Source organism: Glaciecola petra (assembly GCF_031846345.1).
Classification (GTDB): domain Bacteria; phylum Pseudomonadota; class Gammaproteobacteria; order Enterobacterales; family Alteromonadaceae; genus Glaciecola; species Glaciecola petra.
This window is the reverse complement of the sequence record NZ_JAVRHX010000001.1, coordinates 1,365,862-1,386,372: the sequence shown is the minus strand read 5'-3', so window position 1 is coordinate 1,386,372 and position 20,511 is coordinate 1,365,862. Positions and strand designations below refer to the sequence as shown.

The following is a 20,511-nucleotide window of genomic DNA, read 5'->3' as shown; positions in this document are numbered from 1 at the left end:
GCTTAGGCAATCTGTTTCTAAGCCCATATTCCGCTAATATAAGTTATCCCAACAACATTAACGACTCTAGCATCTGCATAGAAAATGGGTTCAGCTTTTTAGATTCGCTATCAATCTGGTCAAATGCGATAGAAACGGGGATAGCCGCTTTTATCCCAGCCATTACACCTTTTTTGCCCTTGATCATTTCATGCACTGCGTGTGTTCCAAGTTTTGTTGCCAATAATCGGTCTTGCCATACGGGGGAACCACCACGTTGTACGTGCCCTAGCGTAAGAATTCTTACGTCTACACCAGTTTCTTTTTCAAGTGACTGTTGTAGGATGTTGAGACCTCCCGGCCAAATGTTTTCTGTGACGACTATTATATGACTAGAGTTCTTGTGATGCAGTCGTCGTTTAGATAATTTATCAAGTATTTTCATTACTTCTTCAGCAGCGCTAGTAAAAGTTTCTGGTAAAACCACATGATCTGCTCCACTTGAAATAGCCGAATTTAATGCAATAAAACCAGCTTCTCGACCCATTACATCAACTAAGAATATCCGTTCAAATGCTTCAGCGGTGTCTCTCACTTTATCCAACGATTCTACCGCTGTTTGAATAGCAGTGTGGTAGCCAATTGTGTAGTCAGTACCAGCGATATCATTGTCAATGGTTCCAGGTACACCAATAACCGGCTTATCCCAATAATACTGCAGTTTTTGGGCTCCCTTGAATGAACCATTTCCACCTATAACAATAAGACCATCTATCTCTTCATCATCTAAATTTTTGGCTGCTTGTTTAACATATTGGTCTTTTCTAAACTTTTCGCAGCGAGCACTGTGCAGAATTGTGCCGCCCCTTTGTAGCAAATTTTGCACAAGTGAAGTGTGTAAAGGTATAGATTCTTTTTTTAGTAAGCCTATATAGCCAGAACGATACCCAACAACCTCTATACCTTCACTTTCGCAACTTAAACAAATTGATCTAATACAAGCATTCATGCCGGGTGCATCGCCGCCCGAGGTAATTATTGCAATTTTCTTTATTGTCATTTGAAACCTTTCTTGTATATTTTGTCGTATCTAGCATAACAAATAAAATTTAAAGGAAAACAATTGCATGAAAAAAATTATTCTGCTGACTTGTATGCTTTTGTTAGGTGGTTGTTCAACAAAGTTTGCATACAACAATGCAAGCTGGTTGATTTACTGGTACATGGATGACTATATCGAATTGAACGATGCGCAAGAAGACCAATTTGATCGCTATTTTGCTGAGTGGATAGAGTGGCATAAAGCTGAGGAGTTGCCTAAATATGCCGCGCAGTTGAATCAAATAATTGAAGATATTGAACAGCAAAATATTAACCTTGAACGCATCGCTTTTCACCGAGACAATGCGCGTGCTCATTGGGTTAGGGCCAGAGAATACATCGCAGAAGATTTAGTTGCGCTTGGTCGCACCTTAAGCGAAGAACAAGTGGTTTATTTACTAGCCGCATTGGAAGAAGAAAACCAAGAAGACGAGGAGGAAATGGCAGAGAATAAGGAACTCTCTAAAGATAAACGAGACCGAAATTGGGTAAAACGAAACCAAAAAAATATTAGACGTTGGATGGGGCGCTTGAGCGATGAACAAAAACTCTTCATTTCTGGTTTTCGTGAACGTTTTGAATCTACAGGAGTGCTCTGGTTGGATTATAAACGTCGCTATCAGCAAGCCCTACGGGAAACCTTTGCTATGTCTGCACGAGATGAAAATTTTGATGCGGCATTGTTAGAACTCATTGTTAATCCTGAGCAATATAGGGGCGAAGTATTTGATGAAGCTACCGATAGAAACTTACTCGCGGCCAGTGAATACATGATGGGTTTATACGACATGGCAAATAAAAAACAACTAAAAAGACTGATAGACGAGATTGACTCTATCAAGGAAGATGCAATTAGCCTGCAAAAATAAACATATCCAATTTAGCCACAGTTTAATCGCTGTGGTTACTGCTACAAGGTGAAAATGGCATACCGAAAGGTGTTTATCGCACCTTACCGTTATTCGTCGCATTTCAATGTATTCTTTTATAAGCACTTGTTACTTTTATTTCACCGTATATCACTGTGAAATAAAAGTGAGAGCCATTATGTTCAGTTACATTATAGTTGACGATGAAAAGCTAGCCCGTGCTAAGGTTAGAGAGTATATGAAAAGCTTCCCTAAATGGACTTTGCTAGGTGAAGCTAGAGAATTTAAAGAAGCAGAAGATCTAATTATTGCTGAACAACCCGACCTATGTTTTATAGATATCAACATTATCGGAGGAAGCGGCATTCAGTTAGTTGATAATTTAATGAAAAGCATTAACAGCCATTGGATATTCACGACTGCATATTCAGAATACGCAATTAAAGCATTTGAACTGAATGCAATCGATTATTTACTCAAGCCATTTTCGAGAGAACGTTTTCAAGATGTTCTTATTAAGACGGAAAAACGCCTTAAACCTTCGAATCATACTTCACCATCAAAGCTTGCTGTTAAATCGATTGGTGAGGTGCATTTTGTTAATGTCGATGATGTCATTTGGATTAAAGGCTCAGCAAATTATGTAGAGCTTCATTGCAAAGAAAAAATGTTTTTGCATAGAGAATCAATTAATAACTTAGAATCGAAGTTAGACAAGCAAACATTTATTAGGGTGCATCGTAGTGCCTTGGTGAATATTAATAGCGTAGCGTCGTTATCAAGTGAATTAGGGCGTTATACTTTATTGCAATTAGTTAACGGTGACGAAGTAAAAATAAGTGGCACACATAAACCCAAATTATTCGAAATGCTAGGCTTAAACTAACATGCATCGTTGATGTTTTTAACGGACAGTTAAGTGTTGATATCAATCAGCCTTTTGGCAATAAGGTAAACAAGTGGTCAAACAAGAAAGAAACATAAAAGAAACACGTTTTCGTAAACCCTCCTTTTGGCTTTTACATAGTGTGGGTTGGTTTGTGTATTGGGTGTTATTTATTACTGAAAACACACTTCTTGTCCCCGAGATGAAAGGGTCTAGTTTACATATCGCCATTCCTTTGTTTGCCAGCGCATTTATGGCAGCTGTTATTACTATACCCTTGCGTTACATTTATCAGCGATGTTGGCAATTACATCCAACTAAGATATTGATGGTGGTGATTATTTCTTGTGTGGTAGCCTCTTTGATTTGGACGCCAGCAAAAAATATGGCGATGTGGAAATTTAACGAATCTGATTACGCCATGGCAACCAAAAAAGGCAATGCACAAGATAAAAATAATCAAAATGAAGCGAGCGAGTTTAATTCCAACAAACAACTAAAGGAAAGCGATGCTTGTCCTAGCGAGTCAAAACCGAATAGAAAAACAGTGTTTGAATACTTTAATTCCCTTGTATACAGTTTAGCCATGATATTAGCTTGGAGTACTCTGTATTTTAGTATTAGCTTTTATTTTAGATTAGTCAGTGAAAAAGAAATGCACCTCGCAGCAGTGAGGTTATCTCACAGCGCTCAAATTAAGATGCTTAGATACCAAATTAACCCGCATTTTTTGTTTAATACCTTAAATGCAATTTCTACCTTGGTTTTAATGGGGAACAAAGAAAAAGCGAATGGAATGTTAGTTAGGCTTTCGACTTTTTTACGCTTTAGTCTCGACAATGACCCAGAAAAAAAGATTGCACTTTATGATGAATTGAAAGCCCTTATGCTTTATTTGGAAATTGAAAAAACACGCTTTGATGAGCGCCTTAATATCCAATTTGATGTGGAACATGAAACTGAAAACTATTTAGTCCCTAGTTTATTGTTGCAACCTTTGGTCGAAAACTGTATCAAGTATGCTATTGCCAAAATGGCGACAAATGGTCAAATTGCGATTAAAGCAAGTTCTGAGGGACGATGGTTATGTTTAGAAGTTGCCGATAATGGCCCTGATGCAAACCTGGTTCTGGATCACTTTAACGCAAAGCAAAACACTAAAAATGAAGGTGTTGGTTTAAGAAATATTAGAGAGAGACTAATGGTGCTTTACCCTAAAGAATTTACATTTTCGATGGATAAAAATGATTTGGGCGGTCTTTCCGTGCTAATTAAAATACCCCTTGAGAAGAATGCGTGAAGAGAATAAAAACCGTCATCGTTGATGATGAACCATTAGCAAGGCAAGGGCTTATTTTTCATATTGCTAGGCATGAGCAATTTGAAATAGTGTGCGAATGTGCAGATGGGCATGAAGGGTTAGAGGCGATTAAAACGTATCATCCCGATGTGATGTTTGTTGATATAGAAATGCCGAAGCTAAATGGCATTGAATTAGCATCAATTATTCACAAGAGAAGCACCCAAGATGCCAATCAAGCACCTAAAATCGTGTTTGTTACCGCTTTTAAAGACTATGCTTTGGAAGCCTTTGAATTTGAAGCGTTCGATTATTTGTTAAAACCCTATGCAGAAGAACGCGTCGACAGTTGTTTAAACAAGCTACAAAAAGTAATTGGCGAAGAGAATACACTTAATTTGCATGGCCACTTAGACAAATTAATAAGTCGTAAAACTGGTGAGAGTTTGTTGAGTTTTATGCAGCGTTTAGAAGCGTCTAAATTTGAGGGTATGCATGTATTACAGCATACAATATCTTTAAAAAGCGGAAATGAATGGGTACGCGTGCAAATTGATAGCATTATGTATATTGAAGCTGCAGGCGATTATATGTGTGTGCATACACATGATGGTACCCATATTATTCGTAAAACCTTAAAACAGTTTGAACAAGAATTGTCGCAAGATTTGTTTGTTAGAGTAAGCCGCTCGGCTATAGTAAATTTAGCCAAGGTACAAAAACTAGTGCCAAACTCAAATGGAGAATACCTTGCGGTTTTAAGCTCGGGTGATGAAGTAAAAGTAACCAGAGCGTATAAACAAAACCTGTCAGAATTTAATGAACACTAAAGGTAAAATGAATGCGTCTCAACTCGATCTGCTATTTTTAGACAAACCATTTTGACTGAATTATTTGACTAGCAATTCACTATCACAAGCGGTCATTGGAAGCCAACAAGTTAATTGCTTTTATTGATTGGTTGGAAACAAAAATACACTCCGTTAGTTAAGGCCTTTACAGATAAGAACTATCGCTATCAATACTCGATATTAATAAAGCAGACGGTCGTCTGCACATCTTAATCAATATCAAATGGGCTTATCGCCCCTGATGAATGCTGTCCAATTACATGGGTATAAATTTGTGTAGTCCTTAAATCGTTATGACCGAGTAACTCCTGCACAGTGCGAATATCCGCACCAGTCAAAAGCAATTGCGTTGCAAAGGAATGCCTAAATGTATGAGCAGTAACATGTTTTGTGATTGAAGACTCTCTAACTGCTAACTTTAAAGCCTTTGAGAGCGCCGTGCTATGAAGGTGATGCCGACAATAATATCCATCATAAGGGTGTTCACATCTGGTTGTAGATGGGAATAAATATTGCCATTTAAACTCCTTAATAGCATTTGGGTATTTTCTCGCAAGGCTTGGCGGCAAGCTAGTCATTCCGCTGCCCTCTGCAATATCTTTTAGGTGTATGCGACGAACTTTCTCTATCTGAGCTTTTAATGGTTCAATCAGTTTTTTAGGTAACATGGTGGTGCGGTCTTTGCCACCTTTGCCTCTAAACACAAATACTGTTTTAGCCTCAAAGTCGATATCTTTAACACGTAATTTGAGTAACTCTGTTTTGCGCAAACCACTGCCATACAGTAATGAAAACATCAGTTGATATTGAGGCTTCATCAGTTCAATGATTAATAGGGCTTCTTTGTGAGATAGCACAGTTGGAACTCTTTTGGGTGCCCTTGCTCTTACTGTATCAGATAGAAGTGTTAATTCTCTTTTGAAGATGTGCTTATACATAAACACAATAGCGCACAATGCTAAGTTCTGTGTAGATGACGTTACTTCTCGGTTAACGGCAAGGTGTGTTAGAAATTGTGTCACCTCTTGTTCACCAAGGTCTTTAGGATGACTTTTTTGATTAAACAAAATGAAACGCTTTATCCAAAATAGATATGTTTTTTCAGTTTGTATTGAATAATGTTTTGTCCTCATGACGTGTCGAATGCTTTCAAGAAACGGCGAGTTAGCCATTATTGACTCCTTATTGTATGGTGTAGAAACTCAAGATGTTCAGTAAACCGCATTCTACAAAAGTGGCAATCGGCCTACAGGCCAGTATTTACTGCACTTAAGGATAGACTCAACCTTGTTGTTACCATGAATGCATAGTAATTACGTAAATACATTAGCCATTTCACTCTAAGCCATTGTTATTAATATACTTCCCAGAAAACTAAGGACGGTATTACTATGAATCCATGGTAAATACACAAAAAATTGTAGAAATCGCCATAGAAAAAATAGTAAGGTATTGAAATACAATAAGTATGAGGACTTTGTGAAATGAAACGATCTTGCAGTTACAATGCGGTCATCATAATAAGTTGTTAACTTTCTAAAGGGAATTATTAGTTTGTTGGAAGATTTTGGCTCTTCAATTATTAGTGGATTTTTAAGGGGTATTGGTTATATTTTGGCTGATATCTTTTTTGGAACGATTTGCTATTGGATCGGCTGGCCAGTTTGTAAAATATTGACTGGTGGCAGATATCCCCCCAAAAATCAGAATACTTATTGGTCAGAAACTAGTAAGACAGGGGGATGGTGCAGCTCGGTCGGATTATTAATTTTGGTCGCTATCGGTATTTACTTTATTTCATTTAGAGGTTGAATAATGGCAATATTGAGTCCAAAAGTTAACAAACCAATGAACTACGCGCCTTCGGCGCCGGACACAGCTGCGCTGCGCCGGTTATTGAGGTGTTATATTGCTACGTAAATCATACAAATTATGTCGAATCAATACAAAATAAAAGAGATAGAGCGTCGGCTCGAAAAATTGCAAAACTATTTACTGATCGCCAAGGGTTATCTTAATGATGGCTCAAATGCAGAATGGCATGGGTTTAGAGCATTTTACTCACCAAGAGAGAAAAATGGAAAAATTGAGCCGCCTAACAAAGATTGGATTACGAATGTGTTTATTCCTAGTAAGCTCAAACAAATCGCTAAATCTGAAGACCAAATTGAATCATTGGAAAGGGCGAGTTGACCGTGAAAGTAACGCAATATAACAAAAGAATGAAGACGGATTTGTCAGAAAAGCACTGCCAAACCGCTTATTCAAAGTGTTATGTTGCATGGGAAGTCTAGTGAAATATTCGTCTGCGCTGTTAATACTAATTTTTCCTCTCTCGGCAAATGCCTGCTTTGTTCTAACAGATGTGTCAATGGAAAAGCATCAATTTCAGATTCTAGTGGCTTCTGTTTGCGCCGTTGTCTTTTTATTATTAAGCCTAAGTCTGCGGCGTTTTACAAACAATAAGCTGGTATGGCGGATTCATTTATTGGTTGCTTGTTTTGTTTATGTACCCAGCTTTTTATGGTATTTGTGGCATAGTTTTGATTCATGCGGAGTACCTCAAATAGTATTTGGGATTAGAGTATTCGCTGTAGGCATGTTTGTTTTGTTATGTACTGAAGTAACTAATCTCATTTTAGTTCGGAGGCGTAATGCAACATAACAAACGCTTTAAGCGGACAAAAATGAAGAGCAATTTTCGCCGCTTAAGCGGGTGTTAGTTTTTAACAGGATATGTTGATGAAAGAAAGACTTTTTAAATACGCTACAATTGGAGTTGTGTGCCTTCTCATTTTGAGGCCAGATACTATAATGCTTGCGTTGTTTTTAGATGCTATTGGGTTAGAATTATTTGTACTTTTTTTGGGTATGCAATTTCGACAAATACGGACTTTTATTCAATTCCATATTCAATCAGCATTATCTTGCGTAGCACTTAAAACTAAATTTCAAAGGTCGTTTTTCTTCATTCCAAAATTTTCAGAGCTAATAAGGATGCCATCAATGTTGTGCCATGCGATTCCAGGCTTTGGCGGCTTTTATAGTATAATTTGGCTTATCAGAACAAATACACGTGTTCAGCAGAAAAACTAACAAACACTTGAAGCGGACAAAAATAAAAAGCAATTTTCGCCGCTTAGCAAGGTGTTATGTTTCCAGGTAGGCTGGGATGAGCCCTAAATACTCTATAAAGGGTTTGAAGTCTCTGTCAACGAACAAAAGCGGCATGTTTTCTTGAATACAGAAAGAAGCAATAATTACGTCATTGGTTTTTCTTATCGTTATACCTTTCTTGCGCAAGCTTCTATAGTTATTTGCATATTCGATAACATGTTTAGAATTGAACATAGTGTATTGGTCTAAGATGGATAATTTTTTCTTCACTAGTTCAAACTGTTTGTCATCTCTAACCCCCTGTAATACCTCAAGAAAGATGAGGTCACCCATAGCCAAAGCACCAGCCATGAGACTGTCATCGAGCAAGTCAGTTTGAGGAGTGATTCGACCGTTTAGATAATCTATCCAAACACTCGTATCAGCAAGTATCATTCATTATTCCTCATTTCATCTAGGTCACCTTCCCAACTAATGTTTCCTCTTAATGCCCTGATTGATTGTTGTCTTTTTCTTTGAACTAATAGTTTAAGACCCTGCTCAACAACATCTTTTTTTGTTGAGAGGCCGGTTGCTTTTAGAGCCTGTGCCATTAGCTCGTCGTCGATAACTATATTAGTACGCATACATCACCAGTGTGTATATATTCAAAATGTTTACACATTGTAGTTCGCTTGCAGAAACATAACAAGAGATTAACGAGTGTTATATGTCTTGAGGTACACGTTATTTTTATTTCTATTTTTCAAATAATATTATTAGTTGGACTCGTAAAGCTTCTCCTGACGACTGAAAAACCTGAGTTATGCGCAGGTATTTATGCCATTGTTGTCTTCGTATTCAGTCTGCTACTAGATGGCGGGCTTTTAACATCTTTGGTTGGAGCATTAATTTCTGGTTTACTAGCGTTTGGCTATTTTTGGCTACTCGATAGATTTAGAGATACGATATGGTTTTGGGTGACACTTGTTGTTGGATTAGTTGTCGGTCTTATATGATAGTTGGAATGAGTACTAGGTTGATTTTGGCAACGTCATATAACAAAAGGATTAAGTTCAACTGTCAGCCCAGTAAAAGACTATCCAATAATCTCTTTAGCCTCTTCACTCATGCTCGCGAATTTGGCTTTATGAATCGCTTTCAGCGGCATGTTGTTAACATAGCGGTATAGATCTCTAGCTTCCATAATAAGTTTGCCTTCGGGTTTACTAGTTTTTTTAATCAATTGAATTAAACACTGTAATAAGTTTAGATTCACGCCTATATTCAATGGAGATACTTTTTTTGCCGCAGTGAATTCATTGTATGCTTTTGCAAAATTTCCTGTGCTGTATAGATGTATTCCGGTTTTATTGTGTTTTATATAATTGTCTCTGTCTTGCTTGTTTTTTGTTAGTTCACTTTCTGCCAAATACATAATTGAACTATCAACCTTACCTTCATTTTGTTTAATGATTTTAGTTATTTTACTTGCTTCCTCATAGTCTCCGAGGTCAATCATGAGTTTCAAACTATCGGCGGCCATCGCAACCGGATATTCGGTAAAATTTCTTTCAATTTCTATTTGGCTTTCTTCTAAGGCTTTTTTCGATTCGGTTGTTTTACCTTCAAGATTAAGGACCCTAGCGTGAATAACAGATTCAAATATATCTAAATCAAAATCATCAGGTTGAGAGTGCACTGTATCGTCTGTGCGAGCGCGTTGCACAGCAAACATTGCTTCTTGCATAAATTTGTTTTTAAGGTTTTTACTGTCGGCATATTCGGCGGCATCTAGGATGCTACGAACATATCCGCACATATGATTGACGTTTTTATGCACGGAGCGTTGTGATAATTCGTATATTGATTTAGCACTATTCATCGCCAATTCAAAGTCTTCGTTTTCCCTCGCAATTTCACACACCCTAAAATGTCTTTCAATGGACAACGGAGACAACGCCAATGCTTCCAAAATAAACTTTAGCGCTTCTGGTTTTTTATCGTATTGCAGGTAAGCGTTAGCGATAATATCGTATGCCTCTACATTATTCGCAGAGTTATCAATTGCTTGTTTGGCTAATTCAATCGCTTGTTCGTATTGCTTTTTAAATAATTTAGTTTTTGCCATAGAGCATAAAGCCCACTGAACTTGTCTATGTTCGAGTATGTTATCGAGGATCTTTTCTGCTTGGTCAAATTCTTCCGTTTTCCAATATAGCTCTACTAAAATTTGTAAAAGGTGGTTTGCGTATCTGGGTTCTGTCTCAATAAAATGCTTACAGGTATCGATACTCAATTCATATTTTTGGTGGTCGATTTGACTGTAAAGAGCAGACAAAGCAACACGACGGTTGGTGGCTCGGGTGATACGTGCGTTAAGTTGAGCCTGCGAAAAAGGTTTTACTAAATAATCATCTGGTTGCTTTTCAATTGATCCTAGCACCATCGAGCGCGCGCTATCGCCACTAATCATTATAAATACAGCAGATGGTTTAACTAAATGTAATTTTCGAATTTCCTCTAGAAATTCGAAACCATTTTTACGGTTCGTGCCAAGATGTAGGTCGCACACTACAATATCAAACTTCACTAGTTTACATGCTCTTAGGGCGGTCTCGGCAGAGAGTTCGGTCGTTATTTTTGTGGCACCTAAACTGGTTAATAAGCCACGTAAAAGCATAAGAAAAGGTCGTCTATCTTCTACCACTAAACAGCGTTTGTCAGAATAATCGAGGGTACTCATATTAGACTTTTGATTTCCCGTTTGTTAATTCGCTTACGTTTTTTTGCATGTTCATTATATCGACCTATGAAAATTGGCCTTGAGTTGCCCGCTAGAAAGCCGATACACCCCATAAGGTTTTAATTTTTAAACACAATGTATTGCGAAAATTAATGATTTCAATAAAAGAAAATATTGCTCACAATACCCGTATAAATAGCGTGTTAAAAACACCTGAAAAGCTAGGCAAGCGTTCTGCTGCGTTCGCTTTGTACTTAAGTATGATGCATCCTGATGTTACACAGTATTCTCGCTTTTCAGAGAGTCAAAGTGAGCATGAGCATTCATACTCTGGTATGGAGAATGGGGCCTATCGTTATGCTAGAAAATACGCACGATCAGACGATTATGCTAGCGCTAATGAACTCAATAGCGCCTTACAGTACGCCAACAATCCAATGTTACTTTTATGCTTGTACCAAAGCTTATTTCCACAAGCATTGCACTACAAAAGTGAATACCAAGCGATACCAGACGAGGTTCAAGAGAACACGGTATTTTTTACTCAGCATCCATCAGCTTTAGCGGAGGATGACGCCCCATTGCATGCGTCAGAAAACTCAGCAAATAATATTGAGAAGGTAGTTGATATGTATAATACGGTGACTGAAGCCAAAACGTATTCCTTTTAAATTCTGGTAATCAAGCTAATACTTTCAGTTGAATGGCTTGCTTCTATCTTTCTTCTTGTGCTATCTTTCGCGCCGCAATTTTGCATTGGTTTTACGTTCCAATTAAGGTCATCAGGCCGTCGCAAAGGACTCAACATGAATAAATTTCTCGTGTGTGCACTTTATAAATTTGTGTCACTTGAAAACTATAAAGATTTACGTCAACCGTTAAAAATCTTTATGGAAGAACATAGTATTAAAGGGACTATTTTATTAGCCTCAGAAGGTCTAAATGGCACCGTGTCAGGTACCCAAAAAGCCATTAATAGTTTGTTAGCGTTTCTTAATAAAGATAATAGAATCAAGCCAATTTCTAATAAATTTTCATGGCATGAAGAACAACCATTTTATCGTACTAAAGTGAAATTAAAAAAAGAAATTGTAACAATGGGCGTCGATGGTTTAGATCCTCGGAAAACGGTTGGAACCTACGTAGCACCAACACAATGGAATGCCCTAATTAGTGATCCAGAAGTAACAGTGATTGATACACGAAATGAGTATGAAATTGAAATTGGAAGTTTCGAAAATGCGATCAATCCTAACACTGGTGCATTCAGAGAATTTCCTGAGTATGTCGCTAAAAACTTAGATCCAAACAAACACAAAAAAGTAGCAATGTTCTGTACTGGTGGTATACGTTGCGAAAAATCAACGGCCTACCTTAAAGAAAATGGCTTTGAGGAAGTTTATCATCTGCAAGGTGGGATATTACAATATCTCGAAGATGTGCCTAAAGAAGAATCGTTATGGAAAGGTGAATGCTTTGTTTTTGATAATAGAGTCGCTGTTAATCATGACTTAAAGAAAAGTCATTATGACCAATGCTACGGTTGCCGCTTACCGATTACCGAAGCAGACAAAATGTCCAATAAATATGAAGCGGGTGTGAGCTGCCCTAAGTGTTATGGAACACATACAGATGAGCAATTAGCCAGATTTAGAGAAAGAGAAAAGCAAGTTATGTTAGCAAAACAGCGCTCACAACTGCATGTTGGAACAGAAGCGCGGGATCTAATGCAACAAAAACGCCTACAAAAAGCAGATGCACAGCGCGAAAGGGCATTGCAAAAAAACAAACTCACTAAATAATTAAGCTTGCTTGGCCAATTTTTGGCCTTTTAGGTATTGTTTTATAAGTTATTTCATGAGCTTAGGCTTTTTAGCTAGACAGTGATCTACCTTAAAGAGTAAACTAAAATCTAGTGGATACATCGCACAACAAGAGCCAGACATTAAAATGACTGATAAAGCAAATACCCCAAAATTAGACGCTGAACAGATTGCAGAGATTAGAAGAGAATTTGATTATTTTGATAAAGATAATAATGGTCAAATTGATATGCCTGAGTTTATAGAGCTTTTAACAATTTTGTCGCCAAAAACGAAAGCTAATCACGTTCAAGAAGGCTTTAACATGGTTGATAAAAATGGTGATGGCTACATCGATTTTGAAGAGTTTTTAAATTGGTGGCAAGAAGGCTGGTGGGAATACTAAGTTTCCACCCACATATCTCCCAATCTACTCGATAATTCGTCGACTTGTTAGCGGCCTAGTCCCTATACCATGTATTTTTTCTACTTAGCCGCTCTTCAATTCAATATTGCCCAAATCTGCTATTTAAATTATTTCATTGTTTGATAGAATGCGGGGCAAAATTCAAGGAGCTATATATGGCAATGTACGTAGTAGGGCATAAAATTCCCGATTCAGATTCAATTTGTGGTGCAATTGCGCTGGCTTATTTAAAAAATCAAATAGGTGAAGAGGCAACTGCGACTCGTTTAGGTGAAGTTTCTCCAGAAACCCAATTTATTTTAGATAAATTTGGCTTCCAAGCTCCAGAGTTAAAAATGAGCTACGCAGGCGAAAACGTATATATTGTTGATCATACTGAAAAAACACAAGCACCTGATGATATAGACGAGGCTACCGTGGTGGGTGTTGTTGACCATCACAAATTGGGTGATTTGACTACATCGACACCATTAGAGTGCTGGATTCGCCCAGTGGGGTGCAGTAACACCATTATAAAGATGATGTACGATTTTTATCAAGTTGATATCCCTAAAGATATCGCGGGTATTATGATGTGTGCAATTTTGAGTGATACTGTTATTTTCAAATCTCCAACTTGCACAACAGCCGATATTAAATGTGTAGAAGCTTTAGCTGAAATTGCCGGTATAGACGACTTTAAAGAATTAGGCATGGATATGTTTAGAGTAAAGTCTGCGGTTCAAGGCACACCAGTAAGAGAACTTGTTAAGCGCGATTTTAAAGATTTTGATATGCACGGAAAATTGGTTGGAATCGGACAGCTTGAAGTCATTGATTTGTCGGTTTTTGATGATATTAAGTCTGATTTAGAAGCTGATATTGCGAAATTGAAGGAAGAAGGTGGTCGTCATACTGTGTTATTGCTGCTCACTGACATTATGCAGGAAGGTTCGCAAATGCTCATTGCTTCTGACGATGAAGGTTTGATCGAAACTGCTTATGGACTGAAGGCGACAGATAAAAAGCTATGGCTAGACGGCGTGTTAAGTCGTAAAAAGCAAGTTGTACCGCCTTTACAGGACGCTTTTGCCTAATATTCTTAACACTTTATATTATTACAGATGGTGTTACTCTACCGATTTAAGCCTTGTGAAAACAAGGCTTTTTATTTTCCATCGTCCTCATTAGTATTATCTGACTGTTCATTTTTTTTCAAAGCTTTGGTGGGTAAATCATTGTCAGGGATACTCTTACGAACTTTACGCTTAATGGGTAAATCGCCGCTTTCAGAGGATTCGAGAGGTTTGAAACGGCGTTTAGCTTGCACAACTTGAGTTTTATTGTTGTTTTTGGGTATTTTTTTCTTTGTTGCGACATTTTGTTTTTGATCTTTTGTTTTTAGCCCTGTAAACGCGGTGTTTATCTCAGCTAAGCTCGCAAAGTCAACTTCGCCGACATAGTTGGCTTTAATTGCTTCAAAGCTACGCCAATCTTTTTTCCCAACTAATGATATGGCAGTACCTTTGTCACCAGCGCGTCCCGTTCTGCCAATGCGATGAATATATTCTTCTGGAAATTTAGGTAAATCATAGTTGAGCACCAATGAAACATTGCGGATGTCTAAGCCACGAGCACCAAGATCAGTTGTCACTAAGACACCATACTTACCGTTGCCAAAATCTTGTAATACCTGATTCCGCTGTTTTTGCAGTAATTCACCATGCAAAGCAATAGCATCAAACTGCTGTTTGTATAACATTTCTTGTAACCGCACGGTATCTTCACGGGTAGCAGTAAAAACGATGGCCTGTTCTCTTTTTTCAATGTTAATTAGTTTGCACAACTGCAGGTCTTTTTGTTTTACTCCGTCAGATAAATAAAATTTTTGTAAGATGTCTTTGTGCGGTTGTTCATTTGAATCAATGACAATTTTTTGCGGGTTATTGAGTAATTCGTTTGTCATCTGTTTTATTTGAGCTTGCTCAATAGTGGCCGAAAACATCATCGTTTGTCGCTTCCTATGGTCAGCTTGGCCATGAATTGCAGCTAACTGCATCGAAAATCCGAGTTCTAGCATACGGTCTGCTTCGTCCAAAATCAGCAGTTCTAGACCATTTAAGAATAAATGCCGATCTTTTAAGTGGTCGGCGATTCGGCCTGCTGTTGCTATAATGATTTGTGGTTTTCTGCGCAATACATTCACTTGGTCGTTATAGTTTTCACCACCTACGACCAAACTTGCTCTTAGTTGTGTGTTCGCAATGACTTGGCGACATACCCCAAATACTTGTTTAGCAAGTTCTCTTGTTGGCGCTAATATCAGTGCACGAGGGTCGGCTTTAGAAAGCGCTCTAGTTGTTAGTAGGCGATTGACCATAGGCACCACAAACGCTAAGGTTTTACCCGAGCCGGTTTTCGACGACGCTAATATGTCTTTATTTAACAAGCCATATGGTATGGCTTGCTGTTGAATATCAGTCAAATTCGAAAGTTGCATTGCATCCAAATTCTTGAGGATGCGATGGTCAATAGGTAAGTCAGTGAATTTCAAAAAAAACGCCCAATGTTATGATTGGGCGCTAGTATACATTTACTGCTGATTAATTTCTAAAAAACCTCAATCGTCCTTAACCATTAAACTGACATTTCCGGCACGTCGCAATCGACTATTAATTTGCCAGCAGTTTTCTCACGTATTTCTTCGATACTTACGCCTGGAGCACGTTCTTTCAAATGAAACGCACCATCAGTGACTTCTAGGACGGCTAAATCGGTTATTATGCGGGTGATACAATTAACACCAGTTAACGGTAATGTGCATTCAGCTAATAGCTTAGACTTTCCGTATTTGTCGGCGTGTGTCATGGTAACAATGATATTTTTAGCACCGGCTACTAAATCCATAGCGCCTCCCATGCCTTTTATTAACTTACCAGGGATCATCCAAGAAGCAATATTGCCTTGAACGTCAACCTCAAAAGCACCTAATACGGTAAAATCAACGTGTCCACCACGGATCATGGCAAAGCTTTCTGCTGAATTAAATATAGAAGCACCAGTGCTAGCTGTGACGGTTTCTTTGCCAGCATTGATCATGTCAGCGTCGACTTGTTCTTCAGTTGGGTAAGCCCCCATACCAAGCAATCCGTTTTCAGACTGCAACATTACTTCAATATCACTAGGGACATAGTTTGCCGCTAAGGTTGGGATACCAATACCTAAGTTTACGTAGTCTCCATCTTTAAATTCTTGGGCGACTCGCATTGCGATTTGATCTCGTGATAATGCCATATTATTGAGCCTCCTTTGACAATACTTTACGTTCTATTCGTTTTTCGAAACTGCCTTTTATCACTCGGTCTACGTATATACCTGGGGTGTGAATTTGACTTGGTTCTAATTCGCCCGGCTCCACAATTTCTTCCACTTCTAGTACTGTTATTTTGCCTGCAGTTGCCGCCATTGGGTTAAAATTCATGGCGGTATGGCGATAACTACAGTTTCCAAAACGATCGGCTTTGTATGCTTTAACAATAGCAAAATCGCCCGTAATACTGGGCTCCATGATATATGGGCGACCGTCAAAGGTTTTGACTTCTTTACCTTCACCTACAGGCGTACCATAACCAGTTGCGGTATAAAATGCGGGTATACCTGCTCCACCTGCACGCATTTTTTCAGCAAGAGTACCTTGTGGTGTTAATTCTACTTCTAGAATCCCACTTAGCAGTTGTTGCTCAAAAAGAGCGTTCTCACCCACGTAGGAAGAAATCATTTTTTTGACTTGTTGGTCTTCTAATAAAATGCCTAATCCAAAACCATCAACGCCGCAATTATTTGATACGATTGTTAATCCTTTCGTGCCCATCTTTTTGATTTGAGCAATTAAACCTTCTGGTATACCGCATAATCCAAAGCCACCAGCGATTACGGTCATGTTATCACTAAGACCAGACAACGCTTCTTCATAGCTAGTGACTACTTTGTCAAAACCTGCCATATAACTCTCCTACACTAATTATTATCAATAAGTATTTACCACTTGTTTAATTTTGTAAAATTGATTTAATGTATGCATTAATAAATTAAATTAATTAATAATAGGGCTTTGTCTTATGATTTCGTATAAAAACATGAAAGCTTTTATAGAGGTTGCTCAGTCAGCTACGTTTGCAGAAGCCGCTGAAAAATTATACTTGTCGCAACCAGCGCTCAGTACATCAATAAAAAACATGGAAGAACAACTGGGCGGTAAATTATTTATCAGAAGTACTCGAAAAGTTGAGCTAAGCCCTGAAGGCAGGATCTTTTTACCCAATGCCAAACGTGTGCTTGCTGATTTTGATGGTGCAATAGACGATGTTAAAGCCTTATTTAGTGCTCAAACGGGGAGTATCGTGATAAGTGCGATGCCTGCTTTCGCTGAAGGGCAATTAGCACAAATCATAAATGGATTTAATAATAAACATGCAAATATCGCTATTCGAATACTCGATGTTGTTATGGAACAAGCAATAGAAAATGTGCGTGCAGGTAGAGCTGAACTTGGCTTTGTATTTAAACCACAAAACATCCAAGGTCTGCATTTTACACCCTTATTTACTGACGAGTTTTGTTTAGTTGTACCTGCTAAACACGTCTTAGCAACGCAAAAAACATGCACATTAAACCAAATGAGCAAATTTCCTATGGTAGCTATGAATAGAGAGTCTAGCTTACGAATGTGGTTAGATGCGGCGTTGAACGCGGCAAATTGCAAGGTGAATATAGTATCTGAAGCCACGCAATTGGGCACTATCGGTCAAATTGTATCTCAGGGATTGGGCATAGCCATTGTTCCTCAATTATGTCGACAACAGATGCAAAACAAAGGCCTCGTGTGTGTGCCAATCAAAGATTTACGACTTTCGAAAGAGGTAGGTGTTATCACCCTTCAAAACGCAAAACAACAAAACCTCAAACTTTCAACAGCAGGGCAACGGTTTTATGAATATTTACTCAATGTATTTTGAAGGGTTTGAGATATTAAATGCGTGGAACAAGAGTAATCGCACCTTCTTCAATGCGCATATCTATCGGCAACGCACTTAAAAGCGCTTCGGTAGGGTTATTTTGATTTAGTCGATAGACGGGATTGTTAGCTAAAAAATGATTAATACCATTCATTATTTGTTGGTTGACTGTGCCTAAACTACCGCTAAAGCCTGCCGCGTCAACACTTGATTCTAGCAACGCAAGATCTTTCAAAAAAATAGCTTTAACAGTACTGTCGTAATAAGGATTCCCTTCAATTTTCATTTTTAACTTTATAGGGTAATTAATACCGAAAGTGGATAATTTTGCACTCGAACTAAACGCTAGCACAACGATTTCGCGCTGCTGTGGACCAATAGTGATATCTATATCATTGACGTTAAATTCAACAGGTATACCCAGTATACGCACCTCTTTGTTGAAGGATGGGAGCTTTTTGTTTAAGGCGCTTTCTAACTCAGTATTTGTGAGTGAATAGATTGACAAACCAGTAGCACTGCAAGCACTTACCATAACCGCCAATAGTAAGATAATGCCACGTATAAGATTTTTCATATTACACTTTTGATGTCTTATTTTATGGTAGTTAGGATAAATGAAATGACAGAGAATTGTAATAGGGCGGTACTAAATGGTTTGATTTACCATTTCTTTTTAGGAGCAAATAACGAATCGATATCTTCTTTTTCTTGAGCTTTTTCGGCCATGACTTGTTTTAAATTACTGTCTTTAACATTGGTTTCTAAGGTTTTCAACATACTTTCAAGTTCTTCTTTACGTCTTTTAGAATACTCGCTTTTGGGTTTATGTGCGACCAATGCCTTTATCGCTTTTTCAATGTATTGACGCGCTGAGCCTTGCATCTTGCTGGCGACAGCATCGTTTGCTCGTTTTGTTAATGTTTCTACGTTGACCCTTAATTGTAAACACTCTATTGCTTTTTCTTCGCGAGCAAAAACATTGGGAGGAATTTTACCTTTATTATTTTCGTTTCTTAATATGTTTCGTATTTTCTTGACGGCTTGGATATATTTTATAATGACCTTGTCTGCTGCAGGTAGTTGAAAACTCTCTTGATTAGGGGGCGTAGCGCTGGCATCAATACCTTTTAAGCTTTTCGTTAGTTCATCTAATTTGGTCACGATATCGGGAGTGGGATTGTATTCGTGCATGACTTTTAATGCGCGAATTGACCGTTTTCTTAAAATAAGTAATGTAAGCTGCGAAAGCGGCATTTTTATAGCCGCAAGAAAGGCTTCTTCGGTTTCTTCGAAAATAGTTTTATGCAGACTAACTTCTTCTCTTTTCTGTTTTTCTTTTTTTTCATTATGTTGTTGGACTGCTGTAGCGGCAATCCCACAAACTATCAAAAAAGTAATCAGAATAATAATAATAGTATAAGTCATTGCTTGTTCAATTAAACCCTTTACACGTGCTCAAAAATGAATTGGCCTGACAATCAATTAAATACATATTTATGGCAACCTTAACTCAAAAATACTGCCACCATTTTCGGCACAATTAGACAGGCTGATGTTTCCGGTGTTGCCACTGTTTTTATGGGTTTGTGCAATTAAACGGGCAAAGAACAAACCTAAGCCAGTGCGACCTTCAGAAATACAAAAATTGTCTAGTTTAACCGTAGCCATATCTAACATCGCTTTGGGGTAACCCGGACCATCGTCTTGAACAACCAAGGATAATGTGTTGTTTTCAATTTCTGCCGTAATTTCGATGTGGTTACAACCATAACGAATAGCATTTATGAGTACGTCATGAACTAATAAATAAATCAGCTCTCGATCTAAATACCAAGATAAATCTTCATCAACATTGACCTTAACAGTCAAATTCTTTTGCTGTGCGTAAGTGCGGTTTGATTCAACCACTTCTTCGATTAAATCACTTAAAAAACACTCGTCAATATTGACCGGCAATGCATTTAATTCTGCTCGATATAAAGACAAGACTTGTACTAATGTCGTATTCATTCTATTAGCTTCATAATGGACACTGTTAATGCCTTCTCGCGCAGACGTGTTATTTTCTGGAATATTTGCTGATAATTGTTCGATGGATTGCATCAAGAGGCTCAATGAATTTTTCATGTCATGAATAGCAACAGCAATCACAGAAGAAAAGTCGAATTGGTCGTTGATTTTATTTTCTTTGTTATCGTTTTTGTCGATAAGATTTTGTTCTGTGCTTTGTAAGGTCACTGTAAATCACGCCTTTTAACTAAGTTTGAAAAGAATTTGTTTTTATCTAAATTATTTATGCAAAAAAAAACTAAATTCGCTATTATTGTGTTCATAAAGATATTAGTGCTTTTAAAAATCGACTCTCAAAACAACAACAACATAGCTCGACTAACAATACTATATCGGCAAATTAAAAAAACAGCTTAGAAAATTCTTTGGCGTATAAATTTATACGTA

Annotated in this window: 22 protein-coding genes; 11 read left to right on the top strand and 11 right to left on the bottom strand. The window is 37.9% G+C overall.

Annotation, left to right across the window (positions count from 1 at the left end; genetic code table 11):
* Positions 1-43 precede the first annotated feature (43 nt).
* Positions 44-1,039, bottom strand: a complete 996-nt coding sequence (locus RM552_RS06180; protein ID WP_311367899.1) for an ATP-dependent 6-phosphofructokinase — start codon at positions 1,037-1,039, stop codon at positions 44-46.
* Between the two features lie 67 nt (positions 1,040-1,106).
* Here RM552_RS06180 and RM552_RS06175 point away from each other — a divergent pair, with 67 nt between their 5' ends.
* The 4 genes from RM552_RS06175 (at position 1,107) to RM552_RS06160 (ending at position 4,965) form a co-directional block, all read left to right on the top strand.
* On the top strand, positions 1,107-1,949 hold the full coding sequence (locus RM552_RS06175) for a DUF6279 family lipoprotein (protein ID WP_311367898.1): 843 nt from the start codon (positions 1,107-1,109) through the stop codon (positions 1,947-1,949).
* Between the two features lie 178 nt (positions 1,950-2,127).
* Entirely contained in the window at positions 2,128-2,835 is a 708-nt protein-coding gene (locus tag RM552_RS06170) for a LytR/AlgR family response regulator transcription factor (RefSeq protein WP_311367897.1), read from the top strand.
* A gap of 73 nt (positions 2,836-2,908) precedes the next feature.
* On the top strand, positions 2,909-4,135 hold the full coding sequence (locus RM552_RS06165) for a sensor histidine kinase (RefSeq protein ID WP_311367896.1): 1,227 nt from the start codon (positions 2,909-2,911) through the stop codon (positions 4,133-4,135).
* On the top strand, positions 4,132-4,965 hold the full coding sequence (locus RM552_RS06160; RefSeq protein ID WP_311367895.1) for a LytR/AlgR family response regulator transcription factor: 834 nt from the start codon (positions 4,132-4,134) through the stop codon (positions 4,963-4,965). Before RM552_RS06165 ends, RM552_RS06160 begins: the two co-directional genes overlap by 4 nt.
* A gap of 230 nt (positions 4,966-5,195) precedes the next feature.
* Here the strand turns inward: RM552_RS06160 and RM552_RS06155 are convergent, their stop codons facing one another.
* A complete protein-coding gene (locus RM552_RS06155; protein WP_311367894.1) occupies positions 5,196-6,158 on the bottom strand; it encodes an integron integrase in 963 nt (320 codons plus the stop codon).
* Positions 6,159-6,918: 760 nt separating this feature from the next.
* Here RM552_RS06155 and RM552_RS06150 point away from each other — a divergent pair.
* Both RM552_RS06150 and RM552_RS06145 read left to right on the top strand, forming a co-directional pair.
* Complete coding sequence (locus RM552_RS06150; protein ID WP_311367893.1) at positions 6,919-7,179, top strand: hypothetical protein; 261 nt, start codon at positions 6,919-6,921, stop codon at positions 7,177-7,179.
* A gap of 549 nt (positions 7,180-7,728) precedes the next feature.
* Positions 7,729-8,082, top strand: a complete 354-nt coding sequence (locus RM552_RS06145; protein WP_311367892.1) for a hypothetical protein — start codon at positions 7,729-7,731, stop codon at positions 8,080-8,082.
* A 54-nt stretch (positions 8,083-8,136) separates the two neighbouring features.
* Here RM552_RS06145 and vapC read toward each other — a convergent pair whose 3' ends face one another.
* From vapC to RM552_RS06130, 3 genes are all read right to left on the bottom strand, one after another.
* Positions 8,137-8,538, bottom strand: a complete 402-nt coding sequence (vapC, locus tag RM552_RS06140) for a type II toxin-antitoxin system VapC family toxin (protein ID WP_311367891.1) — start codon at positions 8,536-8,538, stop codon at positions 8,137-8,139.
* A complete protein-coding gene (locus RM552_RS06135; protein WP_311367890.1) occupies positions 8,535-8,729 on the bottom strand; it encodes a type II toxin-antitoxin system VapB family antitoxin in 195 nt (64 codons plus the stop codon). The genes vapC and RM552_RS06135 overlap by 4 nt, the downstream gene beginning before the upstream one ends.
* 452 nt (positions 8,730-9,181) lie before the next feature.
* Positions 9,182-10,828, bottom strand: a complete 1,647-nt coding sequence (locus RM552_RS06130; RefSeq protein WP_311367889.1) for a response regulator — start codon at positions 10,826-10,828, stop codon at positions 9,182-9,184.
* A 152-nt stretch (positions 10,829-10,980) separates the two neighbouring features.
* On the opposite strand from RM552_RS06130, the gene RM552_RS06125 reads away from it, so the two are divergent.
* From RM552_RS06125 to RM552_RS06110, 4 genes are all read left to right on the top strand, one after another.
* Positions 10,981-11,499: a hypothetical protein gene (locus RM552_RS06125; RefSeq protein WP_311367888.1), complete on the top strand. Its 519-nt coding sequence runs from the start codon at positions 10,981-10,983 to the stop codon at positions 11,497-11,499.
* 135 nt (positions 11,500-11,634) lie between these two features.
* Entirely contained in the window at positions 11,635-12,630 is a 996-nt protein-coding gene (gene trhO / locus RM552_RS06120; RefSeq protein ID WP_311367887.1) for an oxygen-dependent tRNA uridine(34) hydroxylase TrhO, read from the top strand.
* Between the two features lie 148 nt (positions 12,631-12,778).
* Positions 12,779-13,036: an EF-hand domain-containing protein gene (locus RM552_RS06115; RefSeq protein ID WP_311367886.1), complete on the top strand. Its 258-nt coding sequence runs from the start codon at positions 12,779-12,781 to the stop codon at positions 13,034-13,036.
* A gap of 176 nt (positions 13,037-13,212) precedes the next feature.
* The gene (locus RM552_RS06110; protein ID WP_311367885.1) at positions 13,213-14,133 is read left to right on the top strand and encodes a manganese-dependent inorganic pyrophosphatase; all 921 of its coding nucleotides are present in this window, start codon (positions 13,213-13,215) and stop codon (positions 14,131-14,133) included.
* A gap of 71 nt (positions 14,134-14,204) precedes the next feature.
* On the opposite strand, the gene RM552_RS06105 is transcribed toward RM552_RS06110, so the two are convergent.
* From RM552_RS06105 to RM552_RS06095, 3 genes are all read right to left on the bottom strand, one after another.
* Positions 14,205-15,590: a DEAD/DEAH box helicase gene (locus RM552_RS06105; protein WP_311367884.1), complete on the bottom strand. Its 1,386-nt coding sequence runs from the start codon at positions 15,588-15,590 to the stop codon at positions 14,205-14,207.
* Between the two features lie 83 nt (positions 15,591-15,673).
* On the bottom strand, positions 15,674-16,330 hold the full coding sequence (locus RM552_RS06100) for a CoA transferase subunit B (protein ID WP_311367883.1): 657 nt from the start codon (positions 16,328-16,330) through the stop codon (positions 15,674-15,676).
* Position 16,331: 1 nt separating this feature from the next.
* On the bottom strand, positions 16,332-17,039 hold the full coding sequence (locus RM552_RS06095; RefSeq protein WP_311367882.1) for a CoA transferase subunit A: 708 nt from the start codon (positions 17,037-17,039) through the stop codon (positions 16,332-16,334).
* A gap of 115 nt (positions 17,040-17,154) precedes the next feature.
* Between RM552_RS06095 and RM552_RS06090 the strand changes: the two genes are divergently transcribed.
* Positions 17,155-18,051 carry a LysR family transcriptional regulator gene (locus tag RM552_RS06090; protein ID WP_311367881.1) on the top strand — a complete coding sequence of 299 codons (897 nt, stop codon included), beginning with the start codon at positions 17,155-17,157 and terminating at the stop codon, positions 18,049-18,051.
* Positions 18,052-18,064: 13 nt separating this feature from the next.
* Here the strand turns inward: RM552_RS06090 and RM552_RS06085 are convergent, their stop codons facing one another.
* The 3 genes from RM552_RS06085 to RM552_RS06075 form a co-directional block, all read right to left on the bottom strand.
* Positions 18,065-18,628, bottom strand: a complete 564-nt coding sequence (locus RM552_RS06085) for a YceB family lipoprotein (RefSeq protein WP_311367880.1) — start codon at positions 18,626-18,628, stop codon at positions 18,065-18,067.
* Positions 18,629-18,714: 86 nt separating this feature from the next.
* On the bottom strand, positions 18,715-19,479 hold the full coding sequence (locus RM552_RS06080) for a hypothetical protein (protein ID WP_311367879.1): 765 nt from the start codon (positions 19,477-19,479) through the stop codon (positions 18,715-18,717).
* A gap of 69 nt (positions 19,480-19,548) precedes the next feature.
* Complete coding sequence (locus tag RM552_RS06075) at positions 19,549-20,292, bottom strand: sensor histidine kinase (RefSeq protein WP_311367878.1); 744 nt, start codon at positions 20,290-20,292, stop codon at positions 19,549-19,551.
* Between the last annotated feature and the right edge of the window lie 219 nt (positions 20,293-20,511).